Source organism: Flexivirga endophytica (assembly GCF_014640635.1).
GTDB lineage: Bacteria > Actinomycetota > Actinomycetes > Actinomycetales > Dermatophilaceae > Flexivirga > Flexivirga endophytica.
In genome coordinates this window covers 835,082-851,951 of record NZ_BMHI01000001.1, presented here as the reverse complement: position 1 = coordinate 851,951, position 16,870 = coordinate 835,082, and the positions used below count along the sequence as shown (strand labels likewise).

The window sequence follows — 16,870 nt, the reverse complement described above, 5'->3', positions numbered from 1 at the left end:
TCAGTCGACTTGGGTCTGGACGAACGGCGGCTTCACCACGACGGCCGGCAACTCGCGACCACGCACGTCGATCACGACCTCGTCGCCCTCCTTGGTGCCACGGTCCATCAGCGCGATCGCGATGCCGACCTTCAGCGTCGGCGACATGGTGCCGGAGGTGACCTCACCAATCACGGCACCGTCGGCGTTCTTGACCTCGCAGTGCGAGCGCGGGATGCCACGACCGGTCGCCTTCAGCCCCCAGGTGAGCCGGTAGCCGCCGGCCTCCTTCTGGGCAGCGAGCGCCTCCTTGCCCCAGAACGCGTCCTTGGTGCGGCCGACCGCCCATCCGGCGCGCGCCATGTTGGGCGTGATCTCCATCGATAACTCGTTGCCGTGCAACGGGTAGCCCATCTCGGTGCGCAGGGTGTCGCGTGCACCCAACCCGCACGGCAGTCCGTCATACGGCTGCATCGCCTCGATCAGCGCATCCCACAGCGCCGGGGTGTCGTCCCAGCGCGGCACCAACTCGAAGCCCTTCTCGCCGGTGTAACCGGAGCGCAGCACGATGACCTCGCGACCCTCCCACTGTGCTATCCCGAAGGACATGTAGTCCATGTCGGTCGGCAGCCCCAGCGCTTCGATGACCTCGGGCGCCTTCGGTCCCTGCACCGCGATGATGCCGAATTCGCTGTGTTGATCGGTGATCTCGAGTCCCTCGGGCGCCTTCTCCTGCATCCGGCGAACCACTTCGGCGGTGTTTGCGGCGTTGGGCACGAGCAGCACCTCGTCGTCCGACTTGAGGTACTGGATCAGGTCGTCGACGACGCCGGCGGACTCGTCGTCCAGGCACATCGTGTATTGCGCCTTCGGCGGCGCGATCTTGCGCAGATCGTTGGTGAAGCAGGCGTTGACGAAGTCCGCCGCGCCGACGCCCCGCACGGTGGCCTTGCCCAAGTGCGAGACGTCGAAGATCCCGACCCGCTCGCGCACCGCGGTGTGCTCACGCAGCACTCCGCCGCCGGGGTATTCGATCGGCATCTGCCAGCCGCCGAAGTCCGCCATCTTCGCACCGAGTGCGAGGTGGCGTTCGTGCAAGGGGGACGTCTTCTGCTCCTCGGTCATAGGCGGCACCGTAGCGCCCCGCGAAGGGCGTATCGTCGCCGGAGTCCAACCCTCGAGTAGCGCGGGCACGCATACCGCGCCGTCGGGTTCACTGCATTAGGAGAAGAAGTAGTCGTGCCGAGGCTGAACGTCGCCGACCAATTGGTCGCCAAGAACAAGAGCGATGCACTGGTCGTGCTCGCTGTCCAGGACGGTGAGCATGCGCAGGTGGCCGCGACCTCCGCGATCGCACCCGAGACCCGGGAACACCTGGATGCCAACCTGCTCGCACTCGCAGCGACGGGCGCGGCCGACGAGATCGTCCGGCTGGCAGGCGTCCCGGGCGTGCAGGGCACCGTCGTGGTGAGTGGTTCCGGCTTGCCCGGCGCACCGTCCGACGACGACACGGAAGCGCTTCGGCGTGCCGCCGGTGCCGCCATACGGGCACTCGCCGGCAAGGCCGGCACGATCGCCCTCGCGTTCCCGTCCGCCAGTGCGGCGCAGGTCACCGCGACTGCCGAGGGCGCGCTCTACGGGTCCTACGCCTTCACGTCGTACAAGTCGAACGGCGGTGCTGGGAAACCGGTTTCGAAGATCACCGTGCTCACGTCGCTGGCCAAGGACAAGGATGTCAAGACCGGCGTCAAGCAGGCGCAGGTCGTGGCCGACGAGCGCGCGTGGGCGCAGGACCTGGTCAACACTCCCCCGCTGGACCTCTACCCGGAGTCGTTCGCGGCCGCCGTCAAGGAGCGGTTCGCCGGCACCAAGGTGAAGGTGAAGGTGCTCGACGAGAAGGCCCTGGCCAAGGAGTCCTGCGGTGGCCTGATCGGCGTCGGCCGGGGTTCGGCCCGACCGCCGCGCATGGTCGTCCTCAGCTACGAGCCGGCGCGTGCGAAGTCGCACATCTCGTTCGTCGGCAAGGGCATCACCTTCGACTCCGGCGGCCTGTGCATCAAGCCGGCCGAAGGCATGATCACCATGAAGTGCGACATGGCCGGCGCGGCCGCGGTCGCCGCCGCCACCAAGGCGATCGCAGATCTCGGCCTGCCGGTCGCAGTGACGACCTACCTGTGCCTGGCCGAGAACCTCACCGGCTCCGACGCGCAGCGTCCGGGCGACGTCGTCACGATGCCGAACGGTCGCACGGTGGAGATCATCAACACCGACGCCGAGGGCCGGCTCGTGATGGCCGACGGGCTCGCACTGGCGTCCCGCCAGGAGCCGGACCTGCTCATCGACGTCGCCACCCTCACCGGGGCCGCGGTGCTGTCACTGGGCACCCGGACCGCCGCCGTGCTCGGCAACGACGACGCCGCTCGCGACGAGGTCGTCGCGGCAGCCGGGACCACCGGTGAGGACCTGTGGCCGATCCCGCTGCTGCAGCACCTGCGCTCCGGGATGAAGTCGCTCGTCGCCGACACCAAGCACACCGGTGCCCGGCAGGGCGGCATGATCGTCGCCGCGCTGTTCCTGCAGGACTTCGTCGGCGACGACGCCGACGGCAAGCAACTGCCGTGGGCGCACCTGGACATCGCGGGTCCGGCGTACTCCACCGACGACGCCTACGGGTATGTCGGCAAGGGTGCCTCAGGGTACGGCGTGCGCACTCTCGTGCAGCTCGCGCAGTCCCGCAGCTGACGACTCCGGAACAACGGAACCCCACACCGATGCGGTGTGGGGTTCCGTTGTGACGTAAGCGGATCCGATCACCCGGACTTGCGCCGGAACATCTGCTGGGTGGCGCTGGTCTCGGCGTCGTGCGCGCCGTGAACCTTGGTGTGCGCCGACTTGTCGGAGACGTCGGTGCCGCCGTGTGAATGCTTCTTGTCCAGTGCCTCGCGGAACTTGCGCTTCATCTCGTCACTGGGTCCGTGCGTGTCGGTCATGATGGGGCCTCCTTGCACTTGCGGGTGCCCTCACTGTCGCATGCGTGCCACCTGCCCGCCACCACATATTCAGTCCGGCGCGGCGCGGTCGTCATACCGATGGCACGCGACGACCGGGCAAGTGCCAAGATGGCGATGGCACCTTCGCGTCCGCCTGGGTGTCACCGACATTCATGCAGCGGCGAGACGCAAGGGAGCGTTCCGAGTATGACGGCACCGGCCGACAACTTTGACCTGGTGATCCTCGGTGGCGGAAGCGGCGGATACGCGTGCGCTTTCCGAGCCGCTGAGCTCGGCCTGCGGGTCGCCCTGGTCGAGAAGGACAAGGTGGGCGGCACCTGCCTGCACCGCGGATGCATCCCGACCAAGGCACTGCTGCACGCCGCGGAGGTGGCCGACAGCGCCCGCGACGGCGCGAAGTTCGGTGTCAAGACGACCTTCGAGTCGGTCGACATGAGCGGGGTGCACCGCTACAAGGACGGCGTGATCGGTCGGCTCTACAAAGGTCTGCAGGGACTGGTGAAGTCGCACGACATCACCTTCGTCGAAGGCACCGGACGGCTGAGTTCGCCGAGCACGGTCACCGTCGACGACCGGGTGTTGACCGGTAAGAACGTCGTGCTCGCGACGGGTTCCTACGCCAAGACGTTGCCCGGTGTCGAGATCGGCGGCCGGATCGTCACCAGTGACCAGGCGCTCACCCTCGAGGAGGTCCCGTCCCGCGTCATCGTGCTCGGCGGCGGTGTCATCGGCGTCGAATTCGCTTCTGTCTTCTCGTCGTTCGGCTCCGAGGTCACGATCGTCGAAGCCCTTCCGCGGCTCGTAGCCGCTGAGGACGAGGCCATCTCCAAGCAACTCGAGCGGGCCTTCAAGAAGCGCAAGATCAAGGCGCTCACCGGCGCCAAGCTCGCCTCGGCGTCGCAAGAGGGCGACGAAGTGACCGTCACACTGGAGTCCGGCGACACGCTCACCGCCGACCTGCTGCTGGTCGCGGTCGGCCGCGGGCCGGTCACCGACGACCTCGGGTATGCCGAAGCCGGTGTGACGATCGACCGCGGCTTCGTGATCACCGACGAACGCTGCCGCACCGGCGTGCCCGGCGTGTATGCCGTCGGCGACATCGTGCCCGGCCTGCAGCTGGCCCACCGCGGCTTCGCGCAGGGGATCTTCGTCGCGGAGGACATCGCCGGGAAGGAGCCCACCCCGATCGAGGAGTCCGGCATACCGCGCGTCACCTATTGCGATCCGGAGATCGCGTCGGTCGGGCTGACCGAGGCCGCCGCACGTGAGAAGCACGGCGACTCGACCACCACGTACGACTACAACCTCGGCGGCAACGGCAAGAGCCAGATCCTGCAGACTCAGGGCTTCGTGAAGGTGGTTCGCGCAGGCCACACCGGCACGGTCGTCGGTGTCCACATGATCGGAGCACGGATGGGCGAGCAGGTCGGTGAAGCGCAACTCATCGTCGGCTGGGAAGCACTGCCCGACGACGTCGCATCACTGATCCACGCCCACCCCACCCAGAACGAAGCACTCGGCGAAGCGCACCTCGCCCTCGCCGGGAAGCCTTTGCACGCTCATGCGTGAGATAACTGAAGTTAATTCTGAACAAGCTCAGGAGGCCTGGGATGGGTCGGCGTTGCATGGAGTTTGCGACTCGCAACGCCGACGCAGAATGGGCCTCACTGCACATCAGCCCCAAGATCAAGGAGACTTGAGTTCATGTCTGAACGCGTGACAATGCCCGCACTCGGCGAGTCGGTGACAGAGGGCACCGTGACTCGATGGCTCAAGCAGGTCGGCGAGGAGGTCGCGGTCGACGAGCCGCTGCTCGAGGTCTCGACCGACAAGGTCGACACCGAGATCCCCTCCCCCGTCGCCGGCACCCTGCAGGAGGTGCTTGTCGAGGAGGACGAGACCGTCCCCGTGGGTGCCGACCTCGCGGTGATCGGTGACGGCGCCGCCGCACCGGCGAACGACTCGGGCTCCGGCGGCGAGTCCGCAGCAGCCGCCGAGCAGCCTGCCGCGGAGGCCCCTGTTGCCCAGGAGCCGAAGGCCGAGGAGTCGAAACCAGAGGAGCCGAAGAGCGAGCCTGCGCAGGCAGCCGCTCCGGCATCCTCCGGTGGCGAGGTGAGCGGTGGCGAGAAGATCACCATGCCGGCTCTCGGTGAGTCGGTGACGGAGGGCACCATCACGCGCTGGCTGAAGGCCGAGGGCGACGACGTCGAGGTCGACGAGCCGCTGCTCGAGGTCTCCACCGACAAGGTCGACACCGAGGTGCCTTCCCCGGTCGCCGGCAAGCTGAGCAAGATCCTGGTGCAGGAGGACGAGACCGTCCCGGTCGGCGCCGACCTGGCCGTCATCGGCGGCGAAGCATCCGGTGGCTCGGCACCCGCAACTGAGCAGCCCGCCGAGCAGCCAGCAGAGCCGGCCAAGGAAGAAACCCCGGCACAGCCCGAGCCCGCCAAGCAGGAGGCTCCGGCTCCGGCGGCTGCGCCCGCTCCTGCAGCAGCTCCCGCGCCCGCTGCGGCGCCTGCACCGGCCGAGGCACCCGCACCTGCTGCGGCACCCGCGCCGGCCGCTTCGAGTGACTCGGGCGACCGCGAGCCGTCGTCATACGTCACCCCGCTGGTGCGCAAGCTCGCCGCGGAGAACGGCGTCGACCTGGCCGACGTCAAGGGCACCGGAGTCGGTGGCCGCATCCGTAAGCAGGACGTGCTCGACGCTGCCAAGCCGGCTGAGCCGGAGCCCGCAGCGGCACCGGCAGCGCCCGCGGCTCCGGCTGCCGCGTCGGCGAAGCCCGCCGCGGTCCCGGAGGTCTCCGCGAAGCGCGGCACCACCGAGAAGATGACCCGCATGCGCAAGCTGATCGCAACGCGCATGGTCGAGTCGCTGCAGGTCTCGGCGCAGCTGACGACGGTCGTCGAGGTGGACGTCACCAAGGTCGCGCGACTGCGTGCCCGCAACAAGGCGGCCTTCGAGCAGCGCGAGGGCGTCAAGCTCAGCTTCATGCCGTTCTTCGCGCTCGCCGCGGTGGATGCGCTGAAGGCTTACCCGCAGGTCAACGCCAGCGTCGAGGGTGACTCGATCGTCTACCACCCGCAGGAGAACCTCGGCATCGCGGTCGACACCGATCGTGGCCTGATGGTGCCGGTCATCCGTGACGCGGGCGACCTGAACATCGCCGGCCTGTCGCGCAAGATCGCCGATCTGGCGGAGCGGACCCGGACCAACAAGGTCAAGCCGGACGAGTTGGGCGGCGGCACGTTCACGCTGACCAACACCGGCAGCCGTGGTGCGCTCTTCGACACTCCGATCATCAACCAGCCGCAGGTCGGCATCCTCGGCACCGGCACGGTCGTGAAGCGGCCGGTCGTTGTGACCGACGCCGACGGCGGCGAGACGATCGCGATCCGTTCAATGGTCTATCTCGCGCTGTCCTACGACCACCGGATCGTCGACGGCGCAGACGCCGCGCGGTTCCTGGTGGCGATGAAGGACCGCCTCGAGGAGGGCGCTTTCGAGGTCTGACGAGCACGCAACGGAGGTTGGAGGCGAGCTCGCGAGCATCCGGCCGTAGTGGAGTGCGAGGAAGACCGACAGGCAGGTTCGAGGTCTGACGAGCACGCAACGGAGGTTGGAGGCGAGCTCGCGAGCATCCGGCCGTACTGGAGTGCGAGGAAGACCGACAGGCAGGTTCGAGGTCTGACATCTCGTCACGACAACTGACCCGAGCGGTCACTCGCCAGCGGGTGGACGTGGTCCACGTGCCGGCGAGCGGCCACTCGGGTCGTCTCGTATGTCGGTAGCCTGGCCATGCCCCGAACCCGGAGAAGTTGTCCGATGCACAACACGCCCGTGAACTACGAGATCGGCACGGTCGCCGAGGTCCGCCGAGCGGTGACGACACGTGGCGAGGTGGTGCTGCGTCGCCGGCCGGCGGCTGTCGACGACGCGATCCTGGAGCTTCGTGTCAACGGTGTGTTTGTGATGGACGACCGACATACCGACACGGAATGGGCGCTGGCCACGGAGGCGCTCGCTCTGGCCACCGAGCCGCGGCGAGTGCTGGTCGGCGGACTCGGCCTCGGCTTCACCGCACGCGCTCTGCTGGCCGATCCTCGGGTGCAGCTGGTCGACGTCGCCGAGATCGAGGAAGCGCTCATCGACTGGACCTGCGACGGGATCGTGCCCGACCACGGCATGCTGAGCGACGACAGGCTGCGGATCGCCCACGCCGACATCGCCGACGCGATCCGGGACGTGCCGGCGGCGTCATACGACCTCGTCCTGCTCGACGTCGACAACGGCCCGGGCTACTTGGTGTATGACGAGAACGCGCCGATCTATCGCGCGCCGTTCCTGCGGCGGCTGCGCGACGTGCTGGTGCCCGACGGAGTAGTGGTCGTGTGGTCCGCGAGCGCATCGGCCGACCTGCATGCCGCGATGGCTGCCACCTTCCACAGCGCCGAGGAGCGCGCCATCGACGTCCGCCTGGGTGAGCGCGCGGAACAGTATTTCCTGTATGTCGGGCAGTCGACCACCGTCGCGAACGCTTCGTCACTGTAGTTCGATGGGGAGGACAAGCTTGCCGCACATCGTCAGGAGCCGCTCATGCGCATCGCCATCGCCGGGTCGTCAGGACTCATCGGCACCGCTCTCTCCGAGGCGCTGACCCAGCGCGGGGACGAGGTCGTACGTCTGGTTCGGCGCCACGCTCGCGCGGCGGACGAAGTCGGCTGGGACCCGTCCCGTCGTGAGCTGGACCCTGCTGAACTGCAAGGTGTTTCGACCGTCGTCAACCTCGCGGGTGCGGGCATCGGCGACAAGCGATGGACGGCGGCATACAAAAAGCAGCTGGTCGATTCGCGGGTGGACAGCACCGCCACGATCGTTGCTGCCCTGGTCCGGAACACCGCGCCCGTCCGGCTGGTCAACGGCTCGGCGATGGGCTTCTACGGCGACCGTGGCGAGGAGACGGTGGACGAGGAGTCGACCCCGGGCGCCGGTTTCCTCGTGGACCTCGTAGCCGCCTGGGAGTCCGCGACCGCGCCGGCGAGTGCAGCCGGCTGCCCCGTCGCGCTCGCGCGGACAGGGCTGGTGTTCTCGCCGAAGGGTGGGCTGATGGATCGGGTGCTGCCGCTCGCCAAACTGGGCCTCGCCGGACCGCTCGGCAACGGGCGGCAGTGGTGGTCCTGGATCTCGCTCACCGACGAGGTGCGCGCGCTGATCCACCTGATCGATCATCCGGAGCTCGTCGGCCCGGTCAACCTCGCGGTGCCGTCTGCTGAGGCGGTGCGTCAGAAGGACGCCATGCGCGCGCTGGGCCGGGTGCTGCACCGGCCGGCGTTCCTACCCGCGCCCTCACCGGCTCTGCGACTGGTCCTCGGCGAGCTTGCCGGTGACACCCTCGCGAGCACCCGTATGGCGCCAACGGTCTTGCAACACAGCGGTTTCGAGTGGACCCACACCGACATCGACGCCGTCATGAGTTACGTCGCCGGCAGGTCCTGAGCCGGGGTCGGTCAGCCGATCGAGGCCGCCATGGCGCGGAGTCGCTCGTGCACTCCGTCATACGCGCTGAACCCGGGCAGGTGTGCCTTGGCGACCTTGCCGACGACCGTGTAGTTGGCGTCACACACGTTCGCCACCGGTGTGAGTGCGGTCTGTGACACCAACTGGTAGGCGTCCAGCGACGAGATCCCGAGACCACCGGAGATCCACTGCACGAGATCGGCGTGGCTGATCCGGAAGGCGTCCTCCAGCGGACGTGCCGAACCGGTCGCCATGATGTGCGTGTCGTCCTCCAGGCGTGGCCACGGGGTCGGCGCGCCCTTGATGAGCTCGACCGCGAAGGTCGTGTCCATCGCGGTCTCGACGGCGACTCCGCACGTCTCCCCCTCGCCCTGCCTGGCGTGACCGTCACCGAGGCTGAGCAACGCTCCCGGCACGTTGACACCCAGGTAACACGTTGTGCCAGCACGCATCTCGGGCGTGTCCATGTTGCCGCCCCAGGATCCCGGAGTAAGCGCCGACCGCACCTCACCCAGCGGTGGCGCGACGCCGACGGTGCCGTGCATCGGGTCCATCGGCAGATCGATCGACAGGTCGGAGTCCAGAGCGTGATAACGCACCAACCGCTCGGTGACGTCCAGGTCGTAGATCCAGGTGCGCTCCGCGAGCGGCTCGTGCAGCATCGCCGTGTATGGCGTGGTGGTGAGCGCGCCGAAGAGCGGGATCGTGGTGGACACGCCCCAGTCGACACTCGGGGTGATCGAGCAGAAGTGCACTGCGATCGTGTCGCCCGGCTCCGCGCCCTCGATGTGGAAGGGGCCGGTCTGCGGGTTGATGAACCGGGTGTCCATGACCTGCGTCGCCATGTCGCCGACGCTGCGCACCCGCCCGCCGTAGCAGTCGGCGGTCCAGGTCGACACCACCGTGCCGGGCCGGATCGTCCGCACCGGCTCCGCACCGCCGAAGGTGTAGACCAATCCCTGCGGGTCCGCGTCCTTGTCGACCTCGTGACGAACGATCTCCATGTATGTCTCCCTGACGACTCGGCGATGGTCGTCCTCGACTGTATGCCGAACCACTCACGCGTTGGACGGTTCGGCCCAATCCACCACGCGCCAACCCGATTCGGTCCACCGCATCGACAGGTCCGTGCGTTGTCCGGCGGCCGCGGGCACGGTCTGCCGACCGGTGCCGGAGACCACGTCATAGGCGGATCGATCGATCCGGGCGGTGACGTGCACGATGTCGCCGCTCCCCTTGCGCACCTTCGCGGATCGGACGACGAACTTCAGCCCGTCGTAGCGCACCCGTTGGGTCGCCGCGGTGTGCAGGTCCGCGCTGTCCCGTCGGTATGCCGGAGACCCGGCGATCTCGGCCGCGCGAAGCCGGTCCCGGTCCCCCGCGGTCCAGGCGGCGGCGCGTGCCGACGCGAGACCCTGCACGACGTGCACCGGGCGAGCGACGAGTGCCTTCGCGGGAGAGGGAGCCGAGGACGACGACGGACGCGCCCTGTGCGATGTGCTGTGCTCGGGTGCTGCCGCCCGCGCCGGTGTCGTGGAGCCTCCGGAGCCGAGTCCGGTGACTGCGAGAGCGAGGACCACACCAACGGCTCCGGCTGCGACAAGCAGCCAGCGAGCCTTCGTCGACACCCGTCGACCAGCCTCGACGGGCTGCGCTCGTCGCAGTTGTCCGTCGGCGGCCGCTTGGGCACGGATGCGGCGGGTGAGCGCGTCCGCCTCGTCGCTCGGCGGAGCAGCGACTGCTGCGCGGCGGGCAGGCGAACCTTGCACCGGTGCGGGCTCAGGGGTTGCGCACTGCCACAAGGCGATGGCGAACTCGCCGGGCAACGGCCGCGCCGAATCAGTATGTGCCAGAGCAGCATTCACCAAATCACGCAACTCGTCCGGCACCTCCGGAGCCAACTCGGCAAGGTCCGGCCGCAACGCCGCCGGCTCCGGCGCCGCACCGGTCAGTGCCCGCCAGGCGATCGCGCCGAGCGAGTAGACGTCGGAGGCCGGCACCGGACTGTTCCCGGCGAGCACCTCCGGCGCCGCCCAGGACTCGGTCGCCCAGACCTCGTCGCCCGCGTGGCCGGCCAGTCGCGACATACCGAGGTCGGCGATCAACGGCTTGCCGTCGCCGGTCAGCAGCACGTTCCCGGGGCTCAGGTCGCCGTGCACCAGCCCGAGACTGTGCAGGTCGTGCAGCGCTCGAGCGATCGGGCACAGCACCGTCACCAGCTCGCCGGGTGTCAACACCCCTCGACGGTGCAGGGTGTCGGTCAGTGACCCGCCCTCGGCGAGCTCCATCACCATCGCGGTGCCGGGCGGATCGTTCGCGAGATCGACGACGACGTCCTGCAACCGCACCACGTGATCGTGTCGCAGCGACTCCAGCACTGTCAGCTCGTAGTCGAGCTGGTCGGCATCGGCGTCGAAAACCTTTGCCGCCAGGCGTACTCCGTCGGCATCCCGCACCGCCCACACCGCGCCCGTCGCCCCTCGGCCGAGCAGGTCGAGCACGTCATACCCCGGCAGCTCCGGCCGCCGCGGTGCTTCGTCGGGTGAGGTGTCCACGGACAGAACCGTGGCACGTGTGGCGAACTCCCCGCAGAAGTTGTCCACAGGCCAATTCGCGGGCGCGGAGGTTGCCGGTTTGCAAAGATGCCGGTATGACGATGCTGCCCGATGGAGTGCTCCGGGACACGAAATCCCTTGAGGTGCCGTGGGAGTGCGTCGACAAGGAGCGTTCCAAGCAGGTGAAGCTGCAAGTCCGCGCGGTCGACGATGCGACCTTCGCGCTGCGCCAGTCGACTCGGGTGTCGACGGAAGCACCGATCGGTTACCTGCTCTGCGGCACCGACCGTGCCCTGCTGCTGGACACCGGCGATGCGAAGGACGCCGCCGACTGCCCCCTGCGCGAGACCGTCGACGCCCTGCTGACCGAGTGGGCGGAGGCTCATGAGATCCCGTGTCCGCCGCTGGTCGTCGCACACACGCACGGGCACTACGACCACGTCAAGGGCGATGCGCAGTTCGCCGATCGCCCGGACACGATGGTCGTCGCCAAGGACGTGGACACCGTGCACGGCTTCTTCGGGTTGAGCCAAACCCCAGGGACGACAGCAGAGTTCGAGCTGGGTGACCGCACGCTGCTCATCACCGCCACGCCCGGCCACGACGCCCGCTCGATCACCACGGTCGATCCGAGCGCCGGCTTCATGATCAGCGGAGACACCGCCTACCCGGGACGCCTCTACATCGACGACCTCCCCGCGGCCAAGACGTCGCTGCAGGCCATGGTCGTGCTGGCGGAGGAGCACGAGGTCGACACGGTGCTCGGCTGCCACGTCGAGCGCACTGCCGACGGCGGCGACATACCGCTACGGGCGCGCTTCCATGCTTCGGAGAGTTCGTTCACCCTGTCGCTCGAAGAGCTACGCGCGCTGCGGGATCAGGTCCTGCAGACGACCGGCTCCGGGATCCATTCGGGAGATCCGATGACGTTGTATGTCGACAACCCGACCTGGCCGATGCTGAAGTTGCTCGGGCGAGGATTGCTGGCGCGCGTCACCGGGCGCGGGTGAGGCAGGTCCGCTCGTTACCGTGACTGTCATGGACGGTGAGCTGATCACGACGGCCCAGGCGGCCGACCTGCTCGGTGTCCGCATCGCGACCGTCTACTCCTACGTCAGCCGCGGCCTGCTACGCCCGGCCGGCTCACGTCGCAGCCGCCACGAAGGATCGATGTTCCTGCGGGACGAGGTCGCGGCCATGGTCGACGCCCGCCGCCGAGTGCGACGCGGTCGATTCGAGCTGACGATCGACACCGCGGTCACCAGTGTCGAACCATCCGGTGTCCTGCTCTATCGAGGCCATGACGTCGCCGAACTCGCCACCCTCGAGTCGTTCGAAACTGTGGCCGAGATCGTCTGGGGTGGTCCGGCCGGCGAGGACGACTGGCCCGAGTGCGCACTACCCGAGCCGAACGAACGACTCGGCACCCGAGACATCGTGCTCTGGGCGATCAGCCAGGCCGCGATGTCCGACTCTGACCGAGAGTCCCTCTCCCCCAATCATTTCCGAGTCGCGGGACGACGGTCTATCGTCGCCGCGGCGACCGCGCTCGCACAGCGGAACGGCGCGTCAGGTGAAGGCCGCGTCGCTCGGCGGGTGCTGGCCGGTCTCGCGACCGGGACACCATCGACGTCCGTCGAGCGCGCCCTCGAGGTTGCGCTCGGCTTGCTCGCCGACCATGAACTCGCGACGTCGACCCTGGCCGCCCGTGCCGCCGCCAGCACCGGGGCGGACCCGTATGCCGTCATGACCGCCGGGGTCGCGGCACTCGGTGGCGTCCGCCACGGTGGGGCGTCCGGCGCGGCATACGACGTGCTGCGTGCCGCGATGGACGGGCAGCGCCCCACCGACGGTCCGGTGGCGGGCTTCGGGCACACCGTCTACACCGACACCGACCCGCGGGCCGCCGTGCTGCTGGATCTCGTCGCTGGTTTCGATGACGAGATCGCTGCTGCCACAGATGCTTTCGCGCTTCAGATGCGCCGCCAGACCGGACTGGCACCGAACGTCGACCTGGGACTGGCGGCGCTCAGCCTGGCATGTCGGCTGCCCCGTCATACGGGCGAGACCGTCTTCTCGATCGCCCGACTCGCCGGCTTCGTGGCGCACGGCATCGAGGAGCAAGGACACCCGCTGCGGTTCCGGCCACGTGCCACCTATACCGGTGAGCTGCCGCGTCCGACCTCCGGTCCGGAGTAGTGCGACAAGGGTCGGATGATCTTGCGGTCCCGGCTCTGCTCCAACACGTGTGCGGTCCACCCGACCACCCGACTGCACGCAAACGTCGGCGTGAACATCTCCCGAGGTATGCCGCACTCCTGCATGACGACCCCGGCGTAGTACTCGACATTGGCACGCAGCACCCGATCCGGTTTGGCCTCGGCCAGCACACTGACGACCTTCGCCTCGACGTGCACGGCGAGCTCGGCGCTTGCACCGCCAAGCTCGATTGCCGTCTCCTTCAACAACTCTGAGCGTGGATCGGGCCCGCGGTAGACGGCGTGGCCGAACCCCATGACCCGGTTGCCCGACGCCAACTGGTCCAGCGCCCACTGCCGCGCGCGATCCGCGGTGCCGATCTCGTCGAGTGCGTCGAGCGCGCGGCTCGGCGCACCCCCGTGCAACGGTCCCGACAACGCGCCGATGCCCGCGACCAGACAGGCAGTGAGGTCGGCACCCGTGGAGGCGACGGTGCGCGCCGTGAAGGTCGAGTTGTTGAAGCCGTGGTCAATGGTGAGGATCAGATAGCGGGTCAGTGCGGCAATGTGCTCGGGCGCGGGTTCGCTGCCGGTCACCAGCCACAAGTAGTTGCCGACGTGGCCCAACTCGGGCCGGGGCGCACGAGGTCCCGCACCCTGGGCCAGTTGGTGTGCCGTGGCCACCAGCCACGGCACGACCGCCGCGTCACGGATCGCCGCACGCTCCTTGGTGGGCTCATCGCTGTCCCACAGCGGGCCGTCACCGACGAGTGCGCCGTATGCCGAGAGCGCGGTCCGCAAGGTCACCAGCGGCTCGTTTCCGGCGGATGCGTGCATCACCTCGAGCAGCCCGTAGGCGAGATCGTCCGGGATCGTTGCCGCTTCGGCGGTGAGACGGGTCCAGGCGGACAACTCGGTGTCGTTCGGCAACGTGCCGCGGATCAACAGGTGCCAGACCTCTTCGAAGGACCGCTCGCGTGCCAACGCGGTGGCGTCGTACTGCCGGTAGTGGAAGAAGCCCTCCTCGCCCCGCACGTCGCCGATCGTCGTGTCGGCGACGATCACGCCGGACAGTCCGGGCGGAGCCACCATAGGTGCTGTCATCGATGTCGTCATACGGACAGCGTCGGATCGCGCACGCGAGCGGTCAATGTTGATCGCCTCAACATTGGCCCGCAGAGGTTGCCCCGTTACCGCACGTCCTCGACGTTGAGGGTGACCGACTGACCCTGGTAGGCCTTGCGGTGATGCAACGCGGCCAACTTGGCGTAGGCCCGGTGCTTGGGGTTGCGCTCACCGGCATACTGCAGCGGATCGGCGACCCTGCCGGCGGCCGCACAGGCTCGGACACGCTCGGCGGCATAGCCACCCAGAGTTTGCTCGACGAACTTCACCGGCAGCGTGGTGTAGAGCAACTCCCCGTCGAGTTCGGTTGCCACGACAGGCTTTTCGTCGATGAGATCGGCGACCAGCTGCTCGGCCACATTGGCGCCGGAGGCCGTCGCGTAGTAGCAGTTACGGCCGTAACGCGGGTTGATCTCGAAGAAGACGACCTTGCCGTCGCGGGGGTCGCGGATCGCGTCGAGGTTGGCGAAGCCGTGGTAGTCGGCCTCGGTCAGGATCTTCGAGCCCAGCTCGATGGCGTCGTCCAGCGGCGCCACGACCTGCACGTCTGGAATCCCGAGGTATGCCGGACGCGGGTCCTGCATCAGCACCTCGGACGCACGAGCCAGCGTGATCCGCCCGTCGCGTGCGCGGTAGAGCGTCACCGACAGCAGGTCGGTGCCGGGGATGAACTCCTGGGCCAGGAGCTTGCCGTCATACCCGGCGGCCTGCAGTTGGTCCAGCAACTCGTCCAGCTGGCCCTGGTCGGCGACCTGGTAGAGCTTCTTCTTGCCCGGCATACGCAATGCTGCGAAGTGCCCGGAGTCGGCCGGCTTCACGATCAGCGGCCATGGCAGGTCCAGGCCCGCAGCCGACGGACGCCCGTCGGCGAAATCGAGCACCACTGTCCGTGGCGTCGGGACCCCGGCCGCCGCACACAGCTGGTTGAAGTCGTTCTTGTCCGAGACCCGGCGCAGCATCTCGGGCGACTCGTGCGGCACGACGACGTTCTTGCCCAGCGTGGTGCGCTTGGCCGACAGCGCCTGCACGATGCCGTCGTGGTTGGTCAGCGGAATGACTGTCAGCTCAGGGTTTTCGGTCGCCAGCTTGCGGATCTCGCGCAGCAACAGGTCGTAGTCGTGCACGCCCTCGAGCCCGACCTCGCGGATCTCGTGAATGATCGAGGAGTCGGCGATCGCGCCGGTCGTGAAGGGCACGACGGCGACACTGGTGAGGCCGTAGCGCTCGTGGAACGCCCGCGCGAGCGCGTAGCCGGACAGCGTGAAGTCCAGGATGACCGGCAGCACCTTCGGCGCCGAACTCGGCTGCTGCGGCGCACGGGTCACCGCCCCGGCGAGCTTGCCTGCCGCGGTGTCGGCGAGGTCGACCGCGTCCGACTTCGACCGCGGCACTCCCCCGACGATGGCGCGCGCGGTCTGCTTGGCGCGACCGACACCGGCGATCGCCTTGCGTTGTGCGTGATAGGCACGGAGGACATTCGGGCGCAGCACGACGTCCCAGGGTCCGGGCGCGTCGATCATGCCCTTCTTGGCGAACGCGAGCTTGAACTCGTTGAGCGTGTCCAGGTAGGGCGAGCGGTCCGAGCCGCAACCCAGGAAGTCGAAGAACGTCGCACCCTCCGCCTTGGTCGCACGCATCGTGCCCCAGGCCATCAGGTATGCCGCCAGCAGCTTGCGCGCCTCGGCCGACGACGCCGCGAAGTAGTAGTCGACCTCGCCGTCATACACGGTGACGAGCGCCCAGGACACGACCTTGCCCAGGTGCCGCACGGTGTAGAGGCGGCACACCTCCGGGCCGAGCTGGCGCAGCATCTCGTAGTAGAACGCCGGTGGCCGCAACACGAAATCGCCACGTTTACCGGTCTCCTCGAAGATCGGGTAGATGACCTCGGCGAACTCCTGCTCGCTGATCGCCGTGTCGTCGGTGAAGACGAGTTCGTCGTTCTTCATCGCCTTGCGGATGTTGCGCCGGCCGCTCTGCGACATCTCGGACAGCAGTTGGTCCTCGTCCTTGGTCAGGTCGAGGACGATCGTGCGGTCGTAGAAGATGGCGATCAGCGGATCGGTGAGGTCGTCACCCGGGTGCACGGTGTGCAACCGGAGCAGGGCGGCGGACGGCCGCTCACTGCGGATGTATGACGACAGGGCGTCGCGCAGCTCGCGCTCGCGCTGCGGCGTGCGCTCGTCGTCGAGCCAGATCGGGCCGTGCTTGGCCCACAGCTGCTCCAGGAACCGGCCCGCGAACGACGTCAGGCTGATCGCCGCCATCGGGGTGTCGCCGTCGTCCACGATCAGGTAGCGCCAGTGCTCACGTCCGGGCAGTACGGAGTCGTAGTGTGCCCACTCGGGCGACTGCTCGACGGGGACCGTCTTGCCGGCCCGGTGGACCGTGTCGAGGAATTCGGGTGCGCTACAGGCGCGAACGGACAGGGTCACAAATCTTGCTTTCGTCGATGCTGTGTGGGGCCGTGGTCAGCATACGGGGC

At 68.3% G+C, this 16,870-nt stretch carries 13 protein-coding genes; 7 read left to right on the top strand and 6 right to left on the bottom strand.

The window, feature by feature from the left end; all coding sequences use genetic code 11:
• Window positions 1-1,104, bottom strand: a complete 1,104-nt coding sequence (gene gcvT / locus IEX71_RS03875) for a glycine cleavage system aminomethyltransferase GcvT (protein WP_188835600.1) — start codon at window positions 1,102-1,104, stop codon at window positions 1-3.
• Window positions 1,105-1,218: 114 nt separating this feature from the next.
• Here gcvT and IEX71_RS03870 point away from each other — a divergent pair, with 114 nt between their 5' ends.
• The gene (locus IEX71_RS03870) at window positions 1,219-2,721 is read left to right on the top strand and encodes a leucyl aminopeptidase (RefSeq protein WP_188835599.1); all 1,503 of its coding nucleotides are present in this window, start codon (window positions 1,219-1,221) and stop codon (window positions 2,719-2,721) included.
• A 68-nt stretch (window positions 2,722-2,789) separates the two neighbouring features.
• On the opposite strand, the gene IEX71_RS03865 is transcribed toward IEX71_RS03870, so the two are convergent.
• Window positions 2,790-2,969, bottom strand: a complete 180-nt coding sequence (locus tag IEX71_RS03865; protein WP_188835598.1) for a DUF5302 domain-containing protein — start codon at window positions 2,967-2,969, stop codon at window positions 2,790-2,792.
• 207 nt (window positions 2,970-3,176) lie between these two features.
• Here IEX71_RS03865 and lpdA point away from each other — a divergent pair, with 207 nt between their 5' ends.
• The 4 genes from lpdA to IEX71_RS03845 all read left to right on the top strand — a co-directional run bounded on the left by lpdA (window position 3,177) and on the right by IEX71_RS03845 (window position 8,486).
• Complete coding sequence (gene lpdA / locus IEX71_RS03860; RefSeq protein WP_229749438.1) at window positions 3,177-4,559, top strand: dihydrolipoyl dehydrogenase; 1,383 nt, start codon at window positions 3,177-3,179, stop codon at window positions 4,557-4,559.
• A 135-nt stretch (window positions 4,560-4,694) separates the two neighbouring features.
• The gene (gene sucB / locus IEX71_RS03855) at window positions 4,695-6,503 is read left to right on the top strand and encodes a 2-oxoglutarate dehydrogenase, E2 component, dihydrolipoamide succinyltransferase (RefSeq protein ID WP_188835597.1); all 1,809 of its coding nucleotides are present in this window, start codon (window positions 4,695-4,697) and stop codon (window positions 6,501-6,503) included.
• Window positions 6,504-6,815: 312 nt separating this feature from the next.
• Window positions 6,816-7,541, top strand: a complete 726-nt coding sequence (locus IEX71_RS03850) for a spermine/spermidine synthase domain-containing protein (RefSeq protein WP_188835596.1) — start codon at window positions 6,816-6,818, stop codon at window positions 7,539-7,541.
• Window positions 7,542-7,586: 45 nt separating this feature from the next.
• Window positions 7,587-8,486, top strand: a complete 900-nt coding sequence (locus IEX71_RS03845; protein ID WP_188835595.1) for a TIGR01777 family oxidoreductase — start codon at window positions 7,587-7,589, stop codon at window positions 8,484-8,486.
• A gap of 11 nt (window positions 8,487-8,497) precedes the next feature.
• On the opposite strand, the gene IEX71_RS03840 is transcribed toward IEX71_RS03845, so the two are convergent.
• Entirely contained in the window at window positions 8,498-9,511 is a 1,014-nt protein-coding gene (locus IEX71_RS03840) for an acetamidase/formamidase family protein (protein WP_188835594.1), read from the bottom strand.
• Window positions 9,512-9,565: 54 nt separating this feature from the next.
• Window positions 9,566-11,062, bottom strand: a complete 1,497-nt coding sequence (locus tag IEX71_RS03835) for a serine/threonine-protein kinase (protein WP_188835593.1) — start codon at window positions 11,060-11,062, stop codon at window positions 9,566-9,568.
• A 95-nt stretch (window positions 11,063-11,157) separates the two neighbouring features.
• On the opposite strand from IEX71_RS03835, the gene IEX71_RS03830 reads away from it, so the two are divergent.
• Together IEX71_RS03830 and IEX71_RS03825 are read left to right on the top strand one after the other, a co-directional pair.
• Complete coding sequence (locus tag IEX71_RS03830; RefSeq protein WP_188835592.1) at window positions 11,158-12,072, top strand: MBL fold metallo-hydrolase; 915 nt, start codon at window positions 11,158-11,160, stop codon at window positions 12,070-12,072.
• Window positions 12,073-12,100: 28 nt separating this feature from the next.
• Window positions 12,101-13,261, top strand: coding sequence for a citrate synthase (locus IEX71_RS03825; protein ID WP_188835591.1), 1,161 nt, complete (start codon window positions 12,101-12,103; stop codon window positions 13,259-13,261).
• Here the strand turns inward: IEX71_RS03825 and IEX71_RS03820 are convergent.
• Entirely contained in the window at window positions 13,219-14,364 is a 1,146-nt protein-coding gene (locus IEX71_RS03820) for a citrate/2-methylcitrate synthase (RefSeq protein ID WP_229749437.1), read from the bottom strand. The genes IEX71_RS03825 and IEX71_RS03820 overlap by 43 nt on opposite strands.
• An 86-nt stretch (window positions 14,365-14,450) precedes the next feature.
• On the bottom strand, window positions 14,451-16,820 hold the full coding sequence (locus IEX71_RS03815) for a GNAT family N-acetyltransferase (protein ID WP_188835589.1): 2,370 nt from the start codon (window positions 16,818-16,820) through the stop codon (window positions 14,451-14,453).
• Between the last annotated feature and the right edge of the window lie 50 nt (window positions 16,821-16,870).